This is a genomic window from Streptomyces sp. NPDC101490, from assembly GCF_044767145.1.
GTDB lineage: Bacteria > Actinomycetota > Actinomycetes > Streptomycetales > Streptomycetaceae > Streptomyces.
Genome location: NZ_JBIWNI010000025.1, coordinates 21,046 through 39,894 on the forward strand (window position 1 = coordinate 21,046; position 18,849 = coordinate 39,894).

At 74.6% G+C, this 18,849-nt stretch carries 12 protein-coding genes; 6 read left to right on the plus strand and 6 right to left on the minus strand.

The annotated features are described in order from the left end of the window. Positions 1-95: 95 nt before the first annotated feature. From ACIRQY_RS30555 to ACIRQY_RS30580, 6 genes are all read right to left on the minus strand, one after another. On the minus strand, positions 96-3,053 hold the full coding sequence (locus ACIRQY_RS30555) for a lantibiotic dehydratase (RefSeq protein WP_403931072.1): 2,958 nt from the start codon (positions 3,051-3,053) through the stop codon (positions 96-98). Positions 3,054-3,065: 12 nt separating this feature from the next. Further along, positions 3,066-4,769 (minus strand): nitroreductase family protein, encoded by a 1,704-nt coding sequence (locus tag ACIRQY_RS30560; RefSeq protein WP_403931074.1) that lies wholly within the window; start codon positions 4,767-4,769, stop codon positions 3,066-3,068. A gap of 93 nt (positions 4,770-4,862) precedes the next feature. Then, positions 4,863-6,872 (minus strand): TOMM precursor leader peptide-binding protein, encoded by a 2,010-nt coding sequence (locus ACIRQY_RS30565; RefSeq protein ID WP_403931076.1) that lies wholly within the window; start codon positions 6,870-6,872, stop codon positions 4,863-4,865. Beyond that, on the minus strand, positions 6,869-9,127 hold the full coding sequence (locus ACIRQY_RS30570; RefSeq protein WP_403931078.1) for a TOMM precursor leader peptide-binding protein: 2,259 nt from the start codon (positions 9,125-9,127) through the stop codon (positions 6,869-6,871). The genes ACIRQY_RS30565 and ACIRQY_RS30570 overlap by 4 nt, the downstream gene beginning before the upstream one ends. A 119-nt stretch (positions 9,128-9,246) precedes the next feature. Further along, positions 9,247-11,532 (minus strand): BTAD domain-containing putative transcriptional regulator, encoded by a 2,286-nt coding sequence (locus ACIRQY_RS30575; RefSeq protein ID WP_403931079.1) that lies wholly within the window; start codon positions 11,530-11,532, stop codon positions 9,247-9,249. A 1,044-nt stretch (positions 11,533-12,576) separates the two neighbouring features. Next, positions 12,577-12,984, minus strand: a complete 408-nt coding sequence (locus tag ACIRQY_RS30580) for a MerR family transcriptional regulator (protein WP_403931081.1) — start codon at positions 12,982-12,984, stop codon at positions 12,577-12,579. Between the two features lie 50 nt (positions 12,985-13,034). Here ACIRQY_RS30580 and ACIRQY_RS30585 point away from each other — a divergent pair, with 50 nt between their 5' ends. The 6 genes from ACIRQY_RS30585 to ACIRQY_RS30610 all read left to right on the plus strand — a co-directional run bounded on the left by ACIRQY_RS30585 (position 13,035) and on the right by ACIRQY_RS30610 (position 18,703). Next, positions 13,035-13,919, plus strand: coding sequence for an NAD(P)-binding domain-containing protein (locus tag ACIRQY_RS30585; protein WP_351784234.1), 885 nt, complete (start codon positions 13,035-13,037; stop codon positions 13,917-13,919). Positions 13,920-14,352: 433 nt separating this feature from the next. Further along, positions 14,353-15,153: a DUF4389 domain-containing protein gene (locus ACIRQY_RS30590; protein ID WP_403931083.1), complete on the plus strand. Its 801-nt coding sequence runs from the start codon at positions 14,353-14,355 to the stop codon at positions 15,151-15,153. A gap of 231 nt (positions 15,154-15,384) precedes the next feature. Further along, positions 15,385-16,113: a hypothetical protein gene (locus ACIRQY_RS30595; protein WP_403931084.1), complete on the plus strand. Its 729-nt coding sequence runs from the start codon at positions 15,385-15,387 to the stop codon at positions 16,111-16,113. 175 nt (positions 16,114-16,288) lie between these two features. Further along, entirely contained in the window at positions 16,289-16,873 is a 585-nt protein-coding gene (locus ACIRQY_RS30600) for a TerD family protein (RefSeq protein WP_351784240.1), read from the plus strand. 28 nt (positions 16,874-16,901) lie between these two features. Beyond that, a complete protein-coding gene (locus tag ACIRQY_RS30605; RefSeq protein ID WP_403931086.1) occupies positions 16,902-17,966 on the plus strand; it encodes a hypothetical protein in 1,065 nt (354 codons plus the stop codon). A gap of 518 nt (positions 17,967-18,484) precedes the next feature. After that, on the plus strand, positions 18,485-18,703 hold the full coding sequence (locus tag ACIRQY_RS30610) for a hypothetical protein (protein WP_351784244.1): 219 nt from the start codon (positions 18,485-18,487) through the stop codon (positions 18,701-18,703). Positions 18,704-18,849 lie beyond the last annotated feature (146 nt).

Sequence of the window (18,849 nt, forward strand, 5' to 3'; positions counted from 1 at the left end):
CGTCGGAACAGGGGCGGGCGCGGGTGTGTGCGTGGGCAGGGAGGAAGGAGCGTCGGCGTCGGTGCGGGAGAGGTCGGGGGAGGGGAGCGGGGCGATCAGTTCCGGCATGGGGGGCCGTCCTCGGTGCGGTGGCGGAAGGTGAAGGTCTCCACGGCCAGTTCGGCCACGTGCCGGCCCTCGTCGGACGTCACGTGCAGCGCGTCCTCGGCCGGGAGCATCTCGCGCAGGACGACCCCGGCGCCCGGCGCGCGGTCCACCAGGGCCTCGAAGGCGGTCAGCGACAGGGGGCTCTCGAAGTCCACGTACACGGGCTTGGCACCGAGCGCCCGACGGCCCCCGCGCAGCACCGTCGCGAAGACCCGGTCGGGCAGCCCGTGCGCCCGCTGCCAGCGCCGCCACCCCAGGTACCACCCGGCCTCGTCCGTGCCGGGCCCGCGCACCGGGAGGACCGCGGCGTCCGCCGTCCAGCTCCGGCGGGAGACCACGACGTCGCCGTGGGCGACGCGCGGACGGCGGGTCACCCCGTCCGCCGCCGGACCCGCCGGGACCCCGCCCCACACATCGGCCGGGGCCATCCCGCTCGGCGAGAGCAACAGCAGCGTGCGGGGGATCTCCGGCAGCGCCACCGGCACCAGATAGCCGAGGTAGACGGGCACCACCTCGCGGCCGAGCCGCCGCGACCGCAGCACCAGCCGGTCGGCCGCCTCGTCGTGCTCCAGATACAGGTCCTCCAGGTCGATCCGGGCCTCCGGCGGCACCGCCGCCGTCTCGCCCGGACACACGATCCGGTGGTCGGTCAGCCGCCCGTGCAGATTGAGGTTGCTGGTGACGGGACCGCCGGTCAGCTCCGCGAACACCGTCCCGGGCGGCTGCCGGTCCCGCAGCTCGGCCCGCAGCGCGTCCGACAGCCCGGACGCGGCGGGCCCGTCGTACACATGGGTGAAGCGGCTGAAGGGGAACGCGAGCCCGCCGTACGAACGGTTGAGGACCACCCGGGTCGCCCCGTCGCCTCCGGACGGGGGCCGCACCACCTGGAGATGATGACTCAGCGGAGTGAAGTCTCCCGTCAAAGGCTCCAGTTCGGCCGCGATGTCGGCCAGTAGCCCGGCGGGCAGCCGTAGTTCCTCCTCCATGCCGTGACGGTCCCACAGCTCACGCATCCCCGCCACGAACCGGCGGCGGGCGTCGTCGAGCCTCCGCAGCGCGCTCTGGCCCAGCCAGTTCTCCTCCGGGACGTACGCGCCGTCCGCGTCGAACGCCGAGCGCTTCGCCGTGAAGGACACGTACTGGTCGAAGAAGTCCTCGTGGAAGTCGTGTACGAGCCCCAGCAGGTCGTCGCAGCGCCCGCCCCGCCCGTACCGCGCCACGAAGAATCCCCGCAGGGAGACCCGGTGCGGGAGCGTCAGGTCGAACATCGGCAGCACGCCCTCGACCGCGCGCAGCGCCGCCGCCGTCCCGCCCGCGAGCAGTCCTGCGTCGGCGACCGGTCCGTCACCCGCGCCGACGTCCTCGTACAGCAGCGTCCGGGGCAGTGACGGCTCCTCGGCGCCCAGCCCCCGCTGCACGTCGAGGAGTTCGGAGCGCAGCGTCCGCAACAGGGCGCGCCGCTCGGCGAGCCCGGCGGCCGGGTACGCGGCGAGGCGGGCCGCCGGACCTCCGAGCCGGTCGGCGACCGCCTCGGCCCACGGCACCGCGAGGGCCCGCAGGGCCCGCCGGAACGCGTCCAGCGGATCGGCGGCGTGCACATCGGTGCGCAGACACGGCACCTGCACCATGCCGACCCGGAGCAGCGCGGCGGCGTACCGCTCGCACTCGGCGGGCTCGGCGCCGTGCTCGGCCCGGAGCCGTTCGACGAGATCGCGGTGTCGGAGCCCCGGGGAGCCGTCCAGGAACCCGAGCAGCCGTTCGAGGGTGCCGCTGCTCCGCAGGTAGAACAGCCGGTCGCGGACCGAGTCGAAGGTCACGGAGGCGTCGTCGTCGCCGCTCGTCACCCACTGCCGCACGTACCGGACGCGGTCCTCGTCGCGCCCCCAGCCCGGGGACAGGACCACGGGCAGGTCCTGGCGGAGCACCGGATCGGCCAGGATCAGATCGGCGATCCGGCCCAGCGCGACCACGTTGAGCCGCACATGACCGGTCCGCTCCGCGCCGAGACGCGGTCCCGGCCCGTCGTCCCCGGCGCCGTCCGGAACCGTACCGAAGACGGCGGACGCGACCGGGGTGAACGTACTGAAGGGGCTGGTCTTGCACGCCGTGCGGTAGAGGTACGTGAGCGCCGACCGCTCGACCTTCCGCATCCGTCCGCTCGACATCGAGCCGGAGCCGGAGCCGGAGCCGGGGGCGGGGGCGGAGGCGGTGCTCGTGCCGGAGCCGGTGTCGGGGGTGGGTATGGGACCGCCGTCGGAAACCGGATCGTGGTCAGCACCGGCACCGGCACCGGCACCAGCACCACCACCGGCACCGGAGCCCGCTCCCACGCCCGCGCCGGACGCCGTACCGACGCCCGCGCCCGCCGTCAGGTACCCGTCGAGCCTGCTGTCCAGCGTCGGTGACGCCAGGAGCAGACCGCGTCGGACCTCCTCGCGGGACAGCGCGGCGCGCAGCGCGCCCCGGGCCGTCGCCAGTTCCCCGGCCAGCAGTGCGGGACCCGCGTCGAGCAGGACGCCGTACCGCTCCCGGTCGTCCAGCCAGGCGGCGAGCCGCCCGCCCGCCGCCGCGTCGAGCCCGGTGACCAGGCGCACGGCCGCCCCCGGGTCGGCGGGCGCCCGGTTGTTGAAGACGCGGCGGCGCAGGGCGAGGAGCGCCCGCCGGGCCTCGTCGCCCGTGGCGTCGGCCGCCCCGAGCAGACCGTGCAGCAGGTCGCTGACGGCGGCGCCCTCGGCGGCCAGCCGCTCCTCCCGGGCGAGCACCTCGTCGGCCCAGGCACGGGTGAGGGGGCAGCGAAGCCCGCGCACGGTCTCCACGGGGAGCCCGGCGGCCCGGAGCAGGAAACGGCGGCCCACCTCCCAAGTGACGGGTCGGCGGGCGGCCGTGCCGGTGGTCGGACGTGTCATCGCGGTCTCACCTCAGGCGATCTCGTGGCGGAAGTCGGCAGGACCGGGCCGCTCGTTGCCGAGCGGCATGATGAGCAGCGGCGCCTCCTCGGTGCCCGCGAGGTCCAGCCGCTCGACGAACGACACGTTGTCGAAGCCGAGGGCCACTCCCGCGCCCAGGCCGAGGGCGGACGCCGTCAGGTAGAAGGTCTGCGCCACCGCGCCCGCCGTACCGACGGCCAGCCGGTAGCCCCGGTCGCCGACCGCGTCCAGGACGGCCGCCGTGCGGACCGTCGGCACCAGGACCGCGCCCGCCTGCTCCAGGTTGTAGTTGGCCAGGAAGTAGTTCTCCTGGAGGAAGCGCCCCTGCGGGCCGGGGACGACCAGGGACAGTTCGCCCGTGTCGGCGTCGTGGACGTACGCCCCGGGGGCGATGTCCTCGACGTGGTTGACGAAGGCGTAGAGCCGGACCTGGCGCGGGGTGCCCTCGGGGGCCGCGTCCCCGCCGAGAGAGGTCGCCGCGCAGGCCGCGAGCACCGTCGACAACTGCCCGGGGGTGACCGGGACGGCGGCGTCGAACCGCCCGAAGCTGCTGCGCCGGTTCCGCAGCACCCGCCGCACCGGCACCTCCGGCAGCTCGGGCGCGGGCAGGGCGATCCGGGTGCCGCCCCCGGGGACCGGCCGCGCCGCCGAGGCGTTGAGGGCCCCCGGCGCGGGCCGGTCGGTGGCCCCGGCCACCGTCGCCGCGTGCATCGCGAGGACGGTGGGGAACCGGACGACGGTACGGGACCGCTCGACGTCCCGGTGCCGCACGGCGGGATCGGGGCCGGGGCCGGTGCGACCGGAGGCGGTCCCGCCGTGACCGGCCCCACCGGGAGGGACCGCGTACCCGGCCCCACCGGGGCCCGGCGCGCGTCCGGCCGCACCGGGAGTATCCGCACGCGCGGCGCCGCCCTCCCAGCGTAGCGGGACGACCGCGAAGACGCTCTCCTCCTCGCCGTCGGCGCCGAGCAGCCCGTTCAGTCGGGGCTCGTCGAACCACAGGAGGGGCGCGACCAGGAGCCCGTGGGCGGCGGCCCAGACCCGCCAGGTCTGCACCAGGGTGCCCACATCGGTGCAGACCACGTGGTAGCCGAAACTGTTGTACTTGAACGCGGTCTGCCAGTACTTCACCCCGAGCAGCAGGTACTGGTCGGTGCCCAGGGCCCCGGCGGGCGCGTCCGTGCCCAGCGCCTCCCGGACCCGGTCCGTCACATCGCCGGTCAGCAGCCGTCGCACGGCGTGCCGGTGCACGTCGTAGTGGTGGACACCCGGGGTGAGCGGTCCGGAGGGCCCGGACACCCAGTGGACCGAAACCGGATAGAGGCCGCCGCCACCCGCCGTGCCGCGCGACCAGTTGGCGTGCGGGTAGAGCGGCAGCCCCGACAGGTCGCTGTTGGCCTGGACACCCAGACGGCGCCCGGTGAGCCCGTACGAGTCCTTGAGCATCGCGGACAGCAGCGGCAGGGTGAAGCCGGACCCGCCGGACCCGGTGGGGCCGCCGGGCGCGGGCAGCAGGCCGAGCCGGGCCGGTGCGTCGGCGAGGCCGTCGCCGTCGGGGAGCGCGTACGGCTCCGCGTCGGGATAGAACTTCCCCCGGCGCGGCCCGTCGGGCCAGTCGGGGACGAAGTCGGCGGGCTCCATCGGAACGCGGCCCCGGTACAGGACGGCGTCGGCGTACTCATGGGCGAACCCCATCGGGGTCGGCCTCCTTTCGGACGGCGGGCGGAACGGGCGGCGCACCGGACGGGCGAGCCGTGCGGGGCACGGGAACCGCACGGCGGGAGAGGGCTACGGGAAGGGGTGGGGCGCGGGATTGAGCCCCGAGCCGGCCAGCGCCCCGCGCATCCGGGGCATGTGCCGGGCCCGCTGCCGGGACCAGCCGAAGTCGATCGGCAGCAGACCGGGCACCAGCACCTTCACGGTGTGCAGCCCCACGGCCCGCTGCTCCGGCAGCGTCTGGTCGACCACCACCACGTCGAAACCGGCGTCCGCCACCGCGCCCACCGCCCACAGCAGGTCCTCGCGCACGTCCGGGGAGACGGCGGACGCCCCCACGGCCGGACCGCCGGGACCCGCCGCGCGCGACCGCGCCAGTTCGGCGACGGCCAGCGGCGGGGCGGGCTCCGGCTGCCGCAGCAGGAAGTCGGCGTGACGGCCCGTCTCGGGGACGCCGTACATCAGCGGATGGTCGTGAAGGGTGGTCACCAGCGAGAAGTCGTCGGCCATGGCCCGCAGCCGGACCTCGTCGCGCCGGGTCCTGCCGACCAGGTTCACGGAGTCGGTGGCGATCTCGCACAGCGCCGCGTCGAGCGCCGACTCGGGGTCGAGCCCCGCTCCCGCGCCGAAGCACATCCGGCCCACCCCGCCGTCGACCCGCTCGGCGCAGGCGGTGACGACCGGCACCGGCAGATCGTGCCGGGCGTCGAAGAGCCGGGCCCGGTAGCCGTACATCGCGAGCCGGTCCACCATGTGCCGGGTGCCCGCCCGGACGCTGGTCGACGGGTCGATCTCCCGCAGCGGGACCCGCCCGTACCAGGCGAGCAGGAAGGCGTCCCGCTCGACGACCTCCATCAGGCCGAAGTAGACGGCCTCCTCCGTACTGCCCCCCGAAGCACAGCCGTTGGAACTCTCCTGTACGAACCGGTGCTCAAGACCGGGCGCGTGGTAGTACGCCAGGACCTCGGGCACCGCCCGGGGGGCGCCGTCGCGCAACGACCAGCCCCACACCCAGGGGATGCGCCGGTCGGGGGCGAACGGCCGCACCCGGGGGTTGTCGCGGTGGAACTCCTCCGCGTACAGGCCGGTCACCCGCGGGTCCACGGCCGCCGGGCCCAGCTCGTCCAGCGAGGCCGTCAGCCGCGCCGTCCGGGTCCTGGCCCGCATCCCCGCGTACCGTTCGAGCCCTTCGAGCACCCCGACGCGCTGGCTGCGCGCGAAGGTGTCGGCGTGACCGCCCCAGAACGTCTCGCGCAGATACTCCCCGGAGCGCGACGAGAAGCAGCCGACGGTTGCCGACGTGGTGGTGGACGCCACGTCGCACACCACCGAGGAACCGATCGCCCCCCAGTGCGGATTGGCGAAGGCGTCCACCGGCAGCCCGTACTCCTCGATCCGGCGGACCCGGAAGACCCCCTCCCGGTACTTGGGCGCGGGCCGCAGCTCCAGGGCCGCGCCCCCGGCGGTGTCGGCCTCCGGCACCCCGCAGGACGGGCACTCCGGATCGGGCACCAGCGGATGGCTCCGTACGGTCCCCGCGTCCAGGTCGAGCAGATGGACCCGGGGGTACGGGCCCGGCGCCGGGCCCGCCGCCGCGAGCCCCGCCACCAGGGCGGCCACGGCGGTCGCGGCGAAGGGCACGCCGTACGGCCAGTCGCCCGCCCGCCGGGTCCCCGCACCGCGTTCGAGACCGTCGCGCAGCGGCACCGAGCGGACGCCCTGCCAGCGCCGGGCCAGACAGGTCGCGCAGCCGCGCCCCCGCCCGGAGGACGGCCAGGGGCCGACGAGCAGTTGACGCCCGTAGAGGTGCACGGGCAGCCGCCCCTCGGACGGCACCGCCCCGGCGTACGCGTCACCCGTACCGAGGGCACCGACCACCACCTCGGGCAGCGGCACACCCCCGGACTCCCACGCCCGCAACGCCGCCCGCAGTTCGTCCGCGAAGACGTCGTGGCACCGGACCGGCCGGGGCGGCACGCGCTTCGGCACGGCGTCCGGTACGGCCGTCCGAGGCGGGGCCGCCAGGGCGTCCGGTACGTCCGCCGGACCGCTCCCCGATGCCGTCGACGGTTCGGTTCTCATCGGGCCGCCGCCCGGGTGAGCAGCACCCGCACGGTGTGGATGCCCGCGCCCGGCAGGTCGGCGGCGTGCGTCGGGACGACCAGCGCGTCCCGGCCGGTGGCCGCGAGGCGCTCCAGGACATCGGCCCACTCCGGCGGCGCGCCCGCCGCCACCGTGTCCGTGTCCGTGTCCGGGGAGATCCGTATCAGCGAGGCGTCGAGGTCCCGCATCAGCGGGTCGCCCTCGTCGGCGACGCCGCCGTCCTCCTCGGCGGCGAACTGGGCCCGGCCCAGGAGGTCCCGCACCGCGTCGACGGCGGCCGAGGCCGTGTCCAGCGCCGCCCCGACGGCCCAACCGTCGCCTGCGGCAGGGCTGTTGGTTCTGGCCAGGATCACGGACACGCCGGAGTGAGCCCGTTCGCCGAGGTCGAGCAGTTCGACCGGAAGGTCCAGCAGCGCGGCCGAACGCAGCAGGAACGTCATCTCCGGGTCCTCGCCGAAGGCGTCCGCCGTGAGTACGGCGACGATCCCGCCGCCCGCGACGGCCCGGCGCAGCGCGTCATGGGAGAGTGCCGACAGCAGTCCCGCCGCCGATGCCCCCGGCAGGTCCTCCCCGGCCCCGGCCCCCGCACGCGTGGGCTCGAAGCGCCGGTCGGCGTTGTCCCGGCCGAAGGGACGGACGGCGCCCGAGGGCACCCGTACGACCTCCTTGGTGATCAGCGAGGTCGCGAGGGTCCAGACGGGCTCCCCGCCGGAGCCGCCCGTACCGGACGCGACGGTGAGCAGGTCCGGGTTCACCGCCGGGAGAGCGGCCGACCGCTCCGCCGGAACGGCGGACGGGACCACGTGCTCGGCGTAGACCGTCGCCGCCGCGTCCAGCGCCCGCAGTCGGGCGCCCGCCGTGTGGTGCACGTCGAAGGCGGTGACGGTACGGGTGCCCCGCGCGCCGAGCCCGAGGACGACCGAACCCACCTTCAGGGGCGTCTGCGTCAGCGGTTCGTCGGCGTACTCCCGGAACACCCCGGTGAACGGCCGGACGAGCGCCGAACGCCGTTCCAGCGCGGCGAGCGGCCCCCGCGCGGCCTCGTCGTCGGGGGCGGTGGCGACCGTCGGCAGGAACGCGGGGCGCGCCGGTGCCGCCGTCAGGTCGACCGGCTCGGGCGGTTCGGCGGGCGAGGAGCAGAACGGGCACCGGGGATGCGCGAGCAGCGGCTCCGAAGCGACGTCGAAGCTGGCCGTGGACTGGACGAGCACCCGGTCCCGGCTCTCGTCCGGGAGCGCCCCGGTGACCAGCCGGAACACCTCGTACCCCAACTGGTTCCCGAGCATCGCCGCGAGCGGTCCCGAGGGCCGGTCGCCGGGGGTGCCGGTGCCGAGCGCCAGACCGCTCCACAGCTCGGCCGCGTCCCCGGCGGCCGTACCGGCGGACGCGCCGAGCCGCAGGGCCGCGCACACCCAGCAGGAGGACGTGCCGGAGGCCATGGTGGGACCGATGACGGCGAGCCCCCCGAACGTCCACGCGGGGAGGAGGACACGGCCCTCCGGAACGCCCTCCCGCAGCAGCGGCAGCACCCGTTCGGGTACGTCGTCCCCGGCGGCGGCCACGACCACGTCGTACCCGTCGAAGGACGCCCAGCCTCCTCGCCCCGGCTCCTTCACCGGCCCTTCCAGGACGGCGAGTTCGACGGGGCACCCCTCCTCCGCGAGGGCGGCGGCCTCCGCGTGGACGGCCGCGAACTCCCCGGGCGCGACGCCTCCGGTGCCGTCCGCGAAGGCGGGCTCGACACCGATCGCGGCGCAGCCGTTCCGGATCAGGGAGAGCACGCACCAGCGGGCGGTCGGACCGTCGCCGAGCACGGCGACCCGGGTTCCCCGGAACCGGGCGAAGCGGGCCTCGGCGCCGTCCGCGTAGTGGTCGACGTAGCCGATCTGCGGGGCGAACCGGGCGGCCACGGCGGGCGGGTTGGCGGGGACGGCGGGCCCCTCCTCCGGCGCGGGCACGGGGCGGGCGAATCCCCGCGCGTAGAGCGCTTTGACCAGCTCGCCCACCATCGCCTTCTGGGCCTCGCCGAAGCCCCGGCAGATCTCCTCGACGCTCCTGGTGCCGTCCAGGTACGGCACCAGGAGCGTGGCGAAGCGGTAGCCGGACCTGGCGGTGAGCTGGAAGCCGCCGTCGGCGTTGTGGAAGATCACCCCGTCGGGGGTCTGGGTGAACAGGACGTCCCGACGGACCCGGGGCCGGGTTCCGGCGATCTCCGCGTAGGGCGTTGCGGTCATGCGTGCGTCACACCTCTCGTTGGGGCGGCGGTGGGGAGCCCGGGGCGACGGGCGGGCTGGTGCGGTGCGGGCGGGTCGGTGCCGCCGGGCCGGACGGCGGGTACGGGGACGACGGGGCCTCAGGCAGTGGTCGCCGTGGCGCGGGCGGCCTCCGGCCGTTCCGCCGACGGGAGTTCGCCGTACCGGGGTGGGCGGAGCAGGGCCGGTACGTGCCCGGAGGCGGTGCCCGCCGTCCTGCGCGCGTGGGCCCGTAACAGCTCGTGCGTCCAGAAGGCGCCGGGCTGGCCCTCCTCCAGGAACCCGGCGTCGAGCAGCCGCTCGACGACCTCCTCCGCCCTGTCCACCGGGAGGCCGAGAGCCTCCGCGCTCAGGGCGGCGGTGAGCGGTTCGTACGGCGAGGCGGCGAGACGCAGATGGGCCTCGGCGAGCCCCGGGGACAGCCGACCGAGGGCCTCGTCGAAGCGCTTCGGTACGGACATCCGGGCGTCGTCGGTGAGGCTGAGCCGTCCGACGGGGTCGTGCCGCAGCCATTCCGCGTAGTCGCCGGCGCGCATCCGGGGGCGGGTGAGCAGCCGGGCGGCGGCGATGCGCAGGGCGAGCGGGTGGTGTCCGCAGACGGCCGCGAGGGTCCGCGCGGCGGTGGGCTCGGCGGCGAACCTGGCAGGGCCGAGGACGGCGGTGAGCAGCGCCCGCGCCTGCTCGGGCTCCAGGGCGTCGAGCCGGTGCACGGTGCCGCCGTGCGTGGCGACGAGACCGGCGAGTCCCATGCGGCTGGTGACGAGCGAGGCGCCGCCCGCGTGGGCGGTCAGCAGCGGCCGGACCTGGTCGGGGTGGACGACGTCGTCCAGGACGAGCAGGGCGCGGCCGCGTTCCCCGTCGGCGCCCTGCGGCAGCGCGCGGCGGAGTTCGGCGGCGGCCTCGTCCGCCCGGCGCGGGGCTCCGTCCGGACCGGTCAGGCTCAACAGGACACAGCCATGATGGAAGTGACGGATCGTCCGGTGCGCGATGTGGAGCGCGAGGGCCGTCTTGCCGATGCCGGGGGCGCCGGACAGAACGGCGAGCGGGAGGCGCTCGGCGCCCTCGCTCGACCGTGCGGGCTCCAACAGGGCGAGCAGGGAGGCGACTTCGTCCTCGCGCCCGGTGAAGTGCGGGACCGTGGGGAGGGGGGCGGTGCGGTGCTCCCCGCGCGCGGTGGCCGTGACGGGGGAGTGGGGGGCGGGCGGCTGATCGTCGAGAGGCATGAAAGGACTGGGCGTCGAGGTGGTGGGGACCGGATCGGATGCCGGGTCCGGCGGTCGGGGTGAGGGGGTGTCCGTCGGGGCGATCGGGCCGGGGGCCGGCAGGGTCGGAGCCGACGCGAGGGCTGACGCGGGAGGCTGTGAGGGGAGCGGCGGAGGAGACGGCGGACAGGGCGAGGGTGGGGCCGTGAGCTGGTCCGTGAGGCGCATCGAAGGCGGTGCCGAGGTGTTCGAGGAGCGGATCGGTGGGGGGCCGGTCCACCGGCCGGTCGAGTCCGCCGAGTCCGCCGAGTCCGTGGAGCCTGTCGGGTGCGTCGAACCCGTCGAGCCTGTCGCCTCGACCGCCGACGAGCTGTGCGGCGAGGGGCTCGGCGGGGCCGTCTTCCGTGGCGGGGCGAGCGTCAGTGGACCGCGTTCCGCGTCCAGGGGGCCGAGGTCCTCGCCGCGCAGGATCGACATCTCCAGGCGCTGGAGCGCGGCCCGGGGGTCCACGCCGAGCCGCTCCCGCAGCTGGCCCTTGATCCTGCGGTACTCGGCCAGGGCCTCGGTCTGCCGGCCGGTCCGGTAGAGGGCGACCATCAACTGCTCGGCGAACCGCTCGTGGGCCGGGTATACGCGCGTAACCTCCCAAAGATCAACGAGTGCTTCCCGGTTCCGGTCGTGCTCCAGCTCGATGTCGCAGACGCGCTCCAGGACCCGCAGCCGTTCCTCCGCCAGGCGGGGTACCTCGTCGCGGTGGAGCAGTTCGGAGGGGACGTTCGACAGGAGCGCTCCCTGCCAGAGCCCGAGCGCGGTCCGCAGCGCGAACAGTTCGGCCCCGGCGTCCGACGCGGCGGCGCCCCCGACGAGGCGGCGGAAGTGGAGCAGGTCCAGGGTGTCGGCGTCGGCGTCGATGCGGTACCCGCCCGCCACCGCGACCACGGCCTGGTTCTCGATGCCGTACTTGGCGAACAGCCGCCGCAGCCGCAGCACACAGCTCTGGAGCGCGGTCTTGGCGGTCGGCGGGTGCTCCTCGCCCCAGACGAAACCGCGCAGCCGCTCGGCGGAGACGATGGAACCGGGGCGGACGAGCAGGGCGGCGAGCAGCGCCGTGGGCTTGGACGGCGGGAGCACCGCGACAGCCCGCCCATCGGTGATGCTGAGCGGTCCGAGCAGCTGGAAACGCACGGTTGCCCCCGGTCTGTGGGGTGGGGGCGGGGAGGGTGCAGCGGGCATGGCGAACCACCGTGGGAGGGCGGAGGAGAAAGGGGGAAGCGCTGAGCGGCTGAGGCCGTGGGGGCGGCCTGAACGAGGGGGAGCGAGCGGGCGTGACCCGGGTCGGCGGCGGGGTCAGGAGGAAGGTACAGGCGGCCGGGCGCCGAGGGGACGGGGCCGGGAACCTTCCGGCCAACCGGCCCCGTGTGGTTGACGGGCCGGGGTGGAGCGTGCCACTCCGTGGGGCGGAAGGGGGCCCGGAGGGGAAGGATGGCGAGGTCATGACACTTCCAGCCCCCGACGCGGGTACCTACTGGTGCGTACGGCAGGGCTTCCGGAAGCCTGGACGGTGGCGCGCTTCCGATGAGGAGAATGGCTACTTTCCGCTCGTGCGCCGAAAGCTCTTGCGGCCCCAAGTGGCTTGGACCGGAGGGTGGTTCGTCCGTCGTGAGCGTCACGGACGCCGCTGCCTGACCGCACATCCGGCTGTGACCAGGGTGAACAGTGCATCTCGGAGGAACATCGATCGCGCCAACACAGGGTGGGGCGGATGCCGGAACCGCACCGGACGATCGATCCGGAATCGGACGCGTGGCGGACCGTACGGGTTCCGGCCATCGGAGGGCCGGGCCGCCGTGACGGTCACCACAGGAGGGCACGGGACGGCCCGGGGAGGGGGCCTCGGGCCCGTCCCCGCCCGCCCCGCCGTGAGGACGTGGCCCGGGGTCCGAACGGTCGTCTCTCCGGGCGCACCCGGTCCGTTCTCCGGCGCCTCCGCTCCCGCCTGCCCCGCCGGTTCTCACCGTCAGACGAACGCGGGCTCCCTGCCGTGGCCTTCAGGCGAACGCGGGCTCTCTGCCATGGCCGTCGGGCGAACACGGGCTCTCTCCCCTTCGGCCGTCCGGCGAACGCGGGCTCTTCTCCTCGGCCGTCAGGAGAACGGCGGCTCCGCCCGGCCGTCCGGCGCACGCGTGCTCCCCGGCCGCCCGGCTGATACGGACTCCGGCGTCCGCGCGGTCAGGCGGAAGTGGCCTCCAGCGTCGACCCTTCGAAGGGCGGATAGGCCTCCGCCCCCATGCGCTCGGCCGCGTCGATGTAGACGCTCAGGGCCTCCCGGGACCGGGTGATCCGCTCCGCCTGCTCGTCCAGTCGCCGCAGTCGTGACCGCATCGCCGCCAGCAGGTCGGGACAGCCGACCAGTTCGGGCACCTCCCCCACGGCACAGGGCAGCAGGTAGGCGATGTCCTCGGAGGACAGCCCGGCGCCGAGCAGATGCCGGATCTGCCGTACCCGCAGGACGGCGCTCTCGTCGTAGGCGCGGTAGCCGTTGGCCCCGCGCTCGGCCTCCAGGAGGCCCTGGGCCTCGTAATAGCGCAACTGGTGGGTGTGAACGCCCGTCCGGCGACTGAGTTCCCCGATCCTCATGACATCCCTCGCTTGACCTTCATACCGGTATCAACGTTCACGATGCTGTCATGACCGACCGAACCACTTCCTCCGTCACCGTCCTCGGCCTCGGCCTGATGGGCCGTTCCCTCGCCGGTGCCTTCCTGAAGGCCGGACACCCCACCACCGTCTGGAACCGTACGGACTCCAAGGCCGCCTCCCTCGTCGCCGGGGGAGCCCGGCTCGCACCCACCCCGGCCGACGCGATCCGGCCGGACACCCTCACGATCCTCTGCCTCACCGACTACCGCGCCGTCCACGAGGTGCTCGGCGCGGAGGGCGTCGACCTGCGCGGCACCACCCTGATCAACCTCGGCTCCGGTTCCTCGGCGCAGGCCCGGGAGACCGCACGCTGGGCCGAGGAGCGCGGCGCCCGGTACCTGGACGGCGCCGTCATGGCCGTTCCGTCCTCGATCGGCACCCCGGAGGCGACGATCCTGCACAGCGGCCCCGTGGATCTCTTCGCCGCCCATGAGCCGACCCTCGCCGCCCTCGGCACGGTCACCCACCTCGGCGACGACCCGGGGCTCGCGTCGCTCTACGACGCGGCCGGTCTCACCATGATGTGGAGCGTCCTGAACGCCTGGCTGCAGGGCACCGCCCTCCTCCGGACGGCCGGCGTGGACGCCGCGACCTACGCGCCCTTCGCCCGGCGGATCGCGGCGGGCGTGGCCGACTGGCTGCCCGGGTACGCCGAGCAGATCGACAGCGGCACCTTCACCGCCGAGGTGTCGGCGCTGGAGACCGACGCGCGGGCCATGGCCCATCTGATCGAGGAGAGCGAGGCGCTCGGCGTCGACGCGGAACTGCCCAAGCTACTCAAGGCGATGGCCGACCGCGCGATCGCCGCCGGGCACGGCGGCGAGCAGTACCCGGTCCTGATCGAGGAGTTCACCCGGCCGGGCGGGCGCTGACCGGTCCCGGCGCGGCCCGGGAGCCGCGCCGGAGCCACGTCGGGGAGGTCCGGGGAGGTCCGGGGGCGACGAGGGAGCCGTGCCGGAGGCGGGCCGTGCCGGAGCCGAGTCGTGAGGGAGGCCGCGCCCGGCACGAGCCGGTCCCTGGGTTCGCGCCGGGCCGACCCCGTCCTACCTGACCCGACCCGACCCGACCGGACCCGGTCCCGACCGGACCTGTCCGGCCCCGCACGGGTCCCCCACACCGTCCGGCCCGATCCGGCTCCCGTCCGGCCCCGTACCCGGACATCCCCCCCGGTCCCCGGGTGCCCTTCCCCCTCGGGGGTGGGAAGGGCACCCGGTTTCCCCCGGTGGCCGCCGTCCTGGTGCGGGCTCCGCCGGGCCGGGTCACCATCGAAGGGACCTCGACGCCCCGGAGGAGACGGAGACGCCCATGGCGACCGGTTGGGAACCCCGCCCCTCGGACGACGTCGAGGGTGGTGAATGGCGGCCGGTCCTCGACGTGCCCCCACCGGGACCGCAGCGGCGCTGGACGGTCCTGCTGCGTTGGCTGCTGCTCCTGCCGCAGTTCGTCGTCGTGGTGGTGCTGTCCTTCCTTGCGTTCTTCGTGACGATCGCGGGCTGGTTCGCGGCCCTGGTCCTGGGCAGGCTGCCCGAGCCGATCGCCTCGTTCCTCGGGGCGGTCCTCGTCTACCAGACGCGGGTCACGGCGAGTGCCTTCCTGCTGGTGGACCGCTATCCGCCGTTCGCCTTCGAAGCCCCCGACCATCCGGTCCAGATCGAACTGCGGGCCACGCCGCTCAACCGGCTCGCGGTGCTCTTCCGGCTCTTCCTGATGATCCCGGCGGCGATCGTCAGCAACCTCGCCCAGACCGGCTGGTTCGCGATCGGCTGGGTGTTCTGGCTGATCGGCATCGCCCTGGGCCGTCTGCCCGAGCCGGTCTACGGCGCCACGGCGGCCGTGGTCCGCTACCGGATGCGCTTCTCCGCGTACGCCATGATGCTGACGCCCGTGTACCCGAAGGGCATCCTGGGCGACGTGCCCGGTCCGCTCGCGGAGCGGCCCGCGTCCGGCACCCGGCCGCTCGTCCTGGGCACGGCCGCGAAGGCACTGGTGTGGCTCTTCCTGCTGCTCGGGCTCGCGGGCCATGTCACGTCCAGCACGGTGACGACCGGCTCGGACGAGCACTACGAGCACGACGAGTCCGGTACGACCGCCCCCGCCACTCGCTGACCAGGAGGTTCCCGGAGGGGCGCACGGTCCCGACGCGGCCGACGCACCGTCAAGAGGGCGCCACCGGTCAGCACCGTCCCGGAACCGGACGTACCGCGCGACACGCCCGAACGGCCGAGGCGGTGCCTGGTAGGGATGGCTCTGTCGCAGACGACAAGCAGAAGCACACGATACGCAAGAGTGCCTCCGTCGTCCGCTCCGGCCATCCAAGCACCCGACCGAGGGACGCCCTTGAAGTTCTTACGCCAGGTCGCCGGACGCTCCGCCGTCCTCGCCACCGCCTTCGCCGCCACGCTCGCCACCACCCTGTTCGGCGCCTCCGCGTCGGCAGCGCCCGCCGCCGCGCCGCCCGCGGCCCCGGCGGCCGTCTCCGCCGTGGGACCCGTGAAGCTGTACATCAAGGGCTTCGGCAGCGGCCCGCGGAACGTGGCCGAGCAGTCCGCCCGCGCCACCGGCCTGGATGCCGCGGCCGCCCGTGGCTTCGACCCGTCGGAGTGCCGCGTCGCCGCAGGCCCGACCGTGGTCAACACGCTGCCCAACGGCTACGTCCAGGTCCACATCGAGTACCTGTGCACCGGCGAACCGAACGTCACCTCGCCGACCTTCGTCCTGTACCGCTACCACAAGTCCTCGGACACCCTCAGCACCCCCTGGGACGCCCCCGTCGGCTACCAGCTCCAGGGCCCGCTGGGCACCCTCCACACCTCGGCCGCCCCGGGCACCACGCCGCTCTACCTCTGCCAGGTGCGCGGTGACCACTTCACCAGCACGGACGTCAACTGCGAGGGCCAGGCGTACGTGACCCGCCTCGGCTGGCTCCACACCAGCCCGCCGCCGGGCGTCTCCACGTTGCCGCTGCTCAGGTGCCTGCGCAACGAGAACCGCCAGATCTTCGAGTCCCACCAGACCAATTGTGAGGGCCAGATCCACGGCGGCACGCTCGGTTACCTGCTGCCCTGACCGTACGAGGAGTGCCCGTCCCGGCGAGGAGGCCGGGGCGGGCGCCCCCGCGTGTCCGGTGCCCGGACCCCCCGGAGGGAACCACAGGGGCTCCGGGCACACTCTGCGTGGGAAGAAGCCCCGGGGAAGCCCCGACGGCATCCCGGCGAAACCCCGGCAGAAGGAAGGCACGCAGATGATCACGCTGACCAAGGAAGACGGACCCGCGGACCTGGACGGGGTGACCCGGCTGTCCATCGGGGTGTCCTGGGACCCCACGGCGGGCAGCAGCGGCGGCGTACTGGGCCGGCTGCGCCGCAAGACCGGCACCGACCTCGACCTGATAGCCGTCGCCATGCAGGGCGGCGACCCCGTGCGGCTCGCCGGGCTCGACTCCCTCGACCCGATGGGGAACGGCGCGCTGGTCCACAGCGGCGACAACCAGACCGGCCACGGCGACGGCGACGACGAGACCGTGACCGTCGAGTTCGACCGCCTTCCCGCACACATCACCGCCATCGTCTTCGTCGCCGCCGCCTACAAGAAGGGCAGCTCCTTCCAGAAGGCGCGCAACATCAGCTTCAAGGTGTACGACGCCACCGGCGGCAGCTCCCAGCAGGTCGCCGACATCTGGCCCAGCCTGCTCACCCAGGACAACGGCTGCGCCGTGGCCAAGGCGCTGCGGGTGGGCGGCGGCTGGAAGCTCGAAGTGATCAACACCACCGGGAAGATCAAGCAGGGCGACGAGCACGCCCTGATGCGCTTCGCGGTCAGCAAGTAGCGGACCTGCCGGGGCGGGGGCGGGGACGATGAGCGGGGTGCTCTACGGCGAACGGTCGCGCAATCCGTTCGCGCGGACGGTCGAACTGACCGGGGACCGGCTGCGCAGGGGCGGCACCAGCACGCCGCTGGACGTGCTGAACCTGGGGGCGATGGCGGAGGCGTACCTGCGTGGGCGATGGCTCGGCGGCGGCGGTTCGGAACGGACCCTGGACCGGCTGCCGGAAGGGCCCGGTGTCGTCCCGGTCACCCGGGTGACCGGGACGGCCACGGCGGTGAAGGTGCGTGACGCCGCCGCGTTCGCCCGTGAACTGGGCGAGCTTGCGGTGCGGCTGAGCGGAGGTCCGGCCGGGGTGGCGGCGCTCGCGGACCGGGCGGCGGCCGAAGGCGTGCCCCTCTGGATGGCACGGCGCCTCGCCGGAGGACCGGCCGGACCGGTGACCGTGGCGGTGGACCGGCGTCTGGTGCGCGTCGACGTGTGGGGGCCGCACGCCCCCGTCGTACGGATGCGGGCACCGTACGGCTTCCGGCCCGATGCGGCCGAGCCTTCCAGGGGGCTGAGCCTGACCGTCGGGGACGTCACGGCCGGCCTCGAACTCCACAAGAGGATGCGGAGGTCGAGGAGTTCGGTGGAGGTGACGCTGCCCGGACAGCGGTGGTCGCTGCGGCGGGGGAGCGCGACCAGCTCGTGGCTGCTGCGCGACGAGCACCACGTCGCCCTTCTGAGCCGCCCCGCCCGACGCCGGGCGGCCGGGCAGGACACGGTGCTCCTGCCGCTCGGACCCGTCCGGTACGAGAGCGACGAGCCGCAGGACGCCGTCATGGCGCAGTTCTTCTCCGTCGCGTTCGGGCTCGGGGACACCACGGGCCTGGCCCGGTTCCCGGCCCGACGGCGGACGAGGGACGGCGCGGAAGCGGTCGTCACCGACTCCGACTGGGACTGTTCCTGGTACAGCAACCTCGGTACCGGCGGCGAGGACTGCGAGGCGGGCGGCGGCGACGGCTGGGGCTCGGACGGCGGTGACGCCGGGAACTCCGGCGGTGGCTCGGACGGCGGCGGTGGCGGGGACGGCGGGGGAGGAGGCGGCGACTAGGGCGTGTTTCGAAAGTCCCGCCTGCCTGGCGGCGTCTGGCACGCACGCTCGCCGCGTTGTCGGGATCACCCCGATACCACCAGTATCGGGGCGACCCTCCGCCTTGCGATCGCACGCACCAGACGCCGCCAGGCCTGCCCTCCGGGCAGACGACGCCACTTTTGAAACACGCCCTAGGAGGAATCCGGGCGGCCTCCCGCTCCCCGCCGGTCCGGACGGCCATTCCCGGGCCTTCTGCCGTCCGGACGGCTATCCCTGGGCTTTCTGCCGTCCGGACGGCTCTTCTCTCGTCTGCTGTCGTCGGGACGACCTTCTCCCGTCCCTCCATCGGCCCTGTGACCTCCCGCTCCCGTTGTCCGGGTGGCGACCTTTCGCCGCCCCCGTCACCCACCTGCGCCGTCTTTCGGCCTTTCTTGGCCGAGATGCGGCGCGGGTGCTTCCGGAAGTGATCGACCGCGTATTTTCTACAGCTGTGTAGAGGCGCGGTGGTCGCGCCTGCTCGACGGCTGGAGGGCCTCATGGCTTCGATCGATCTCGACAAGGTGCTGGACAAGGCGTGGGCGGAGAAGAGCCTGCCCGAGATCCTCGCCGCCCCCGTCGCCGCGCTGAAGGGCGTCTCGGACCGGGACGGCGAGCTGCTCGATGAGGCGTTCGGTGTGAAGACCGTCGCCGACCTCGCGGACCTGAAGTTCGCCCGCTGGGCGCAGGCCCTCGCGGCCCTGGCCGCCGCCAAGTAACCCGCGCCGCCCGTGTCGCCGCCCCGCCCGCACGGGCCGGGCGGCCGACGGCGTTCCGGCCCGGTGGGCAGCCGTCGACGGAGGCCGCCCCGAACGGCGCGGGGCGGGGGTGTGGCACGTGGTCGACGGTGGGTCCTTCGGCGGGG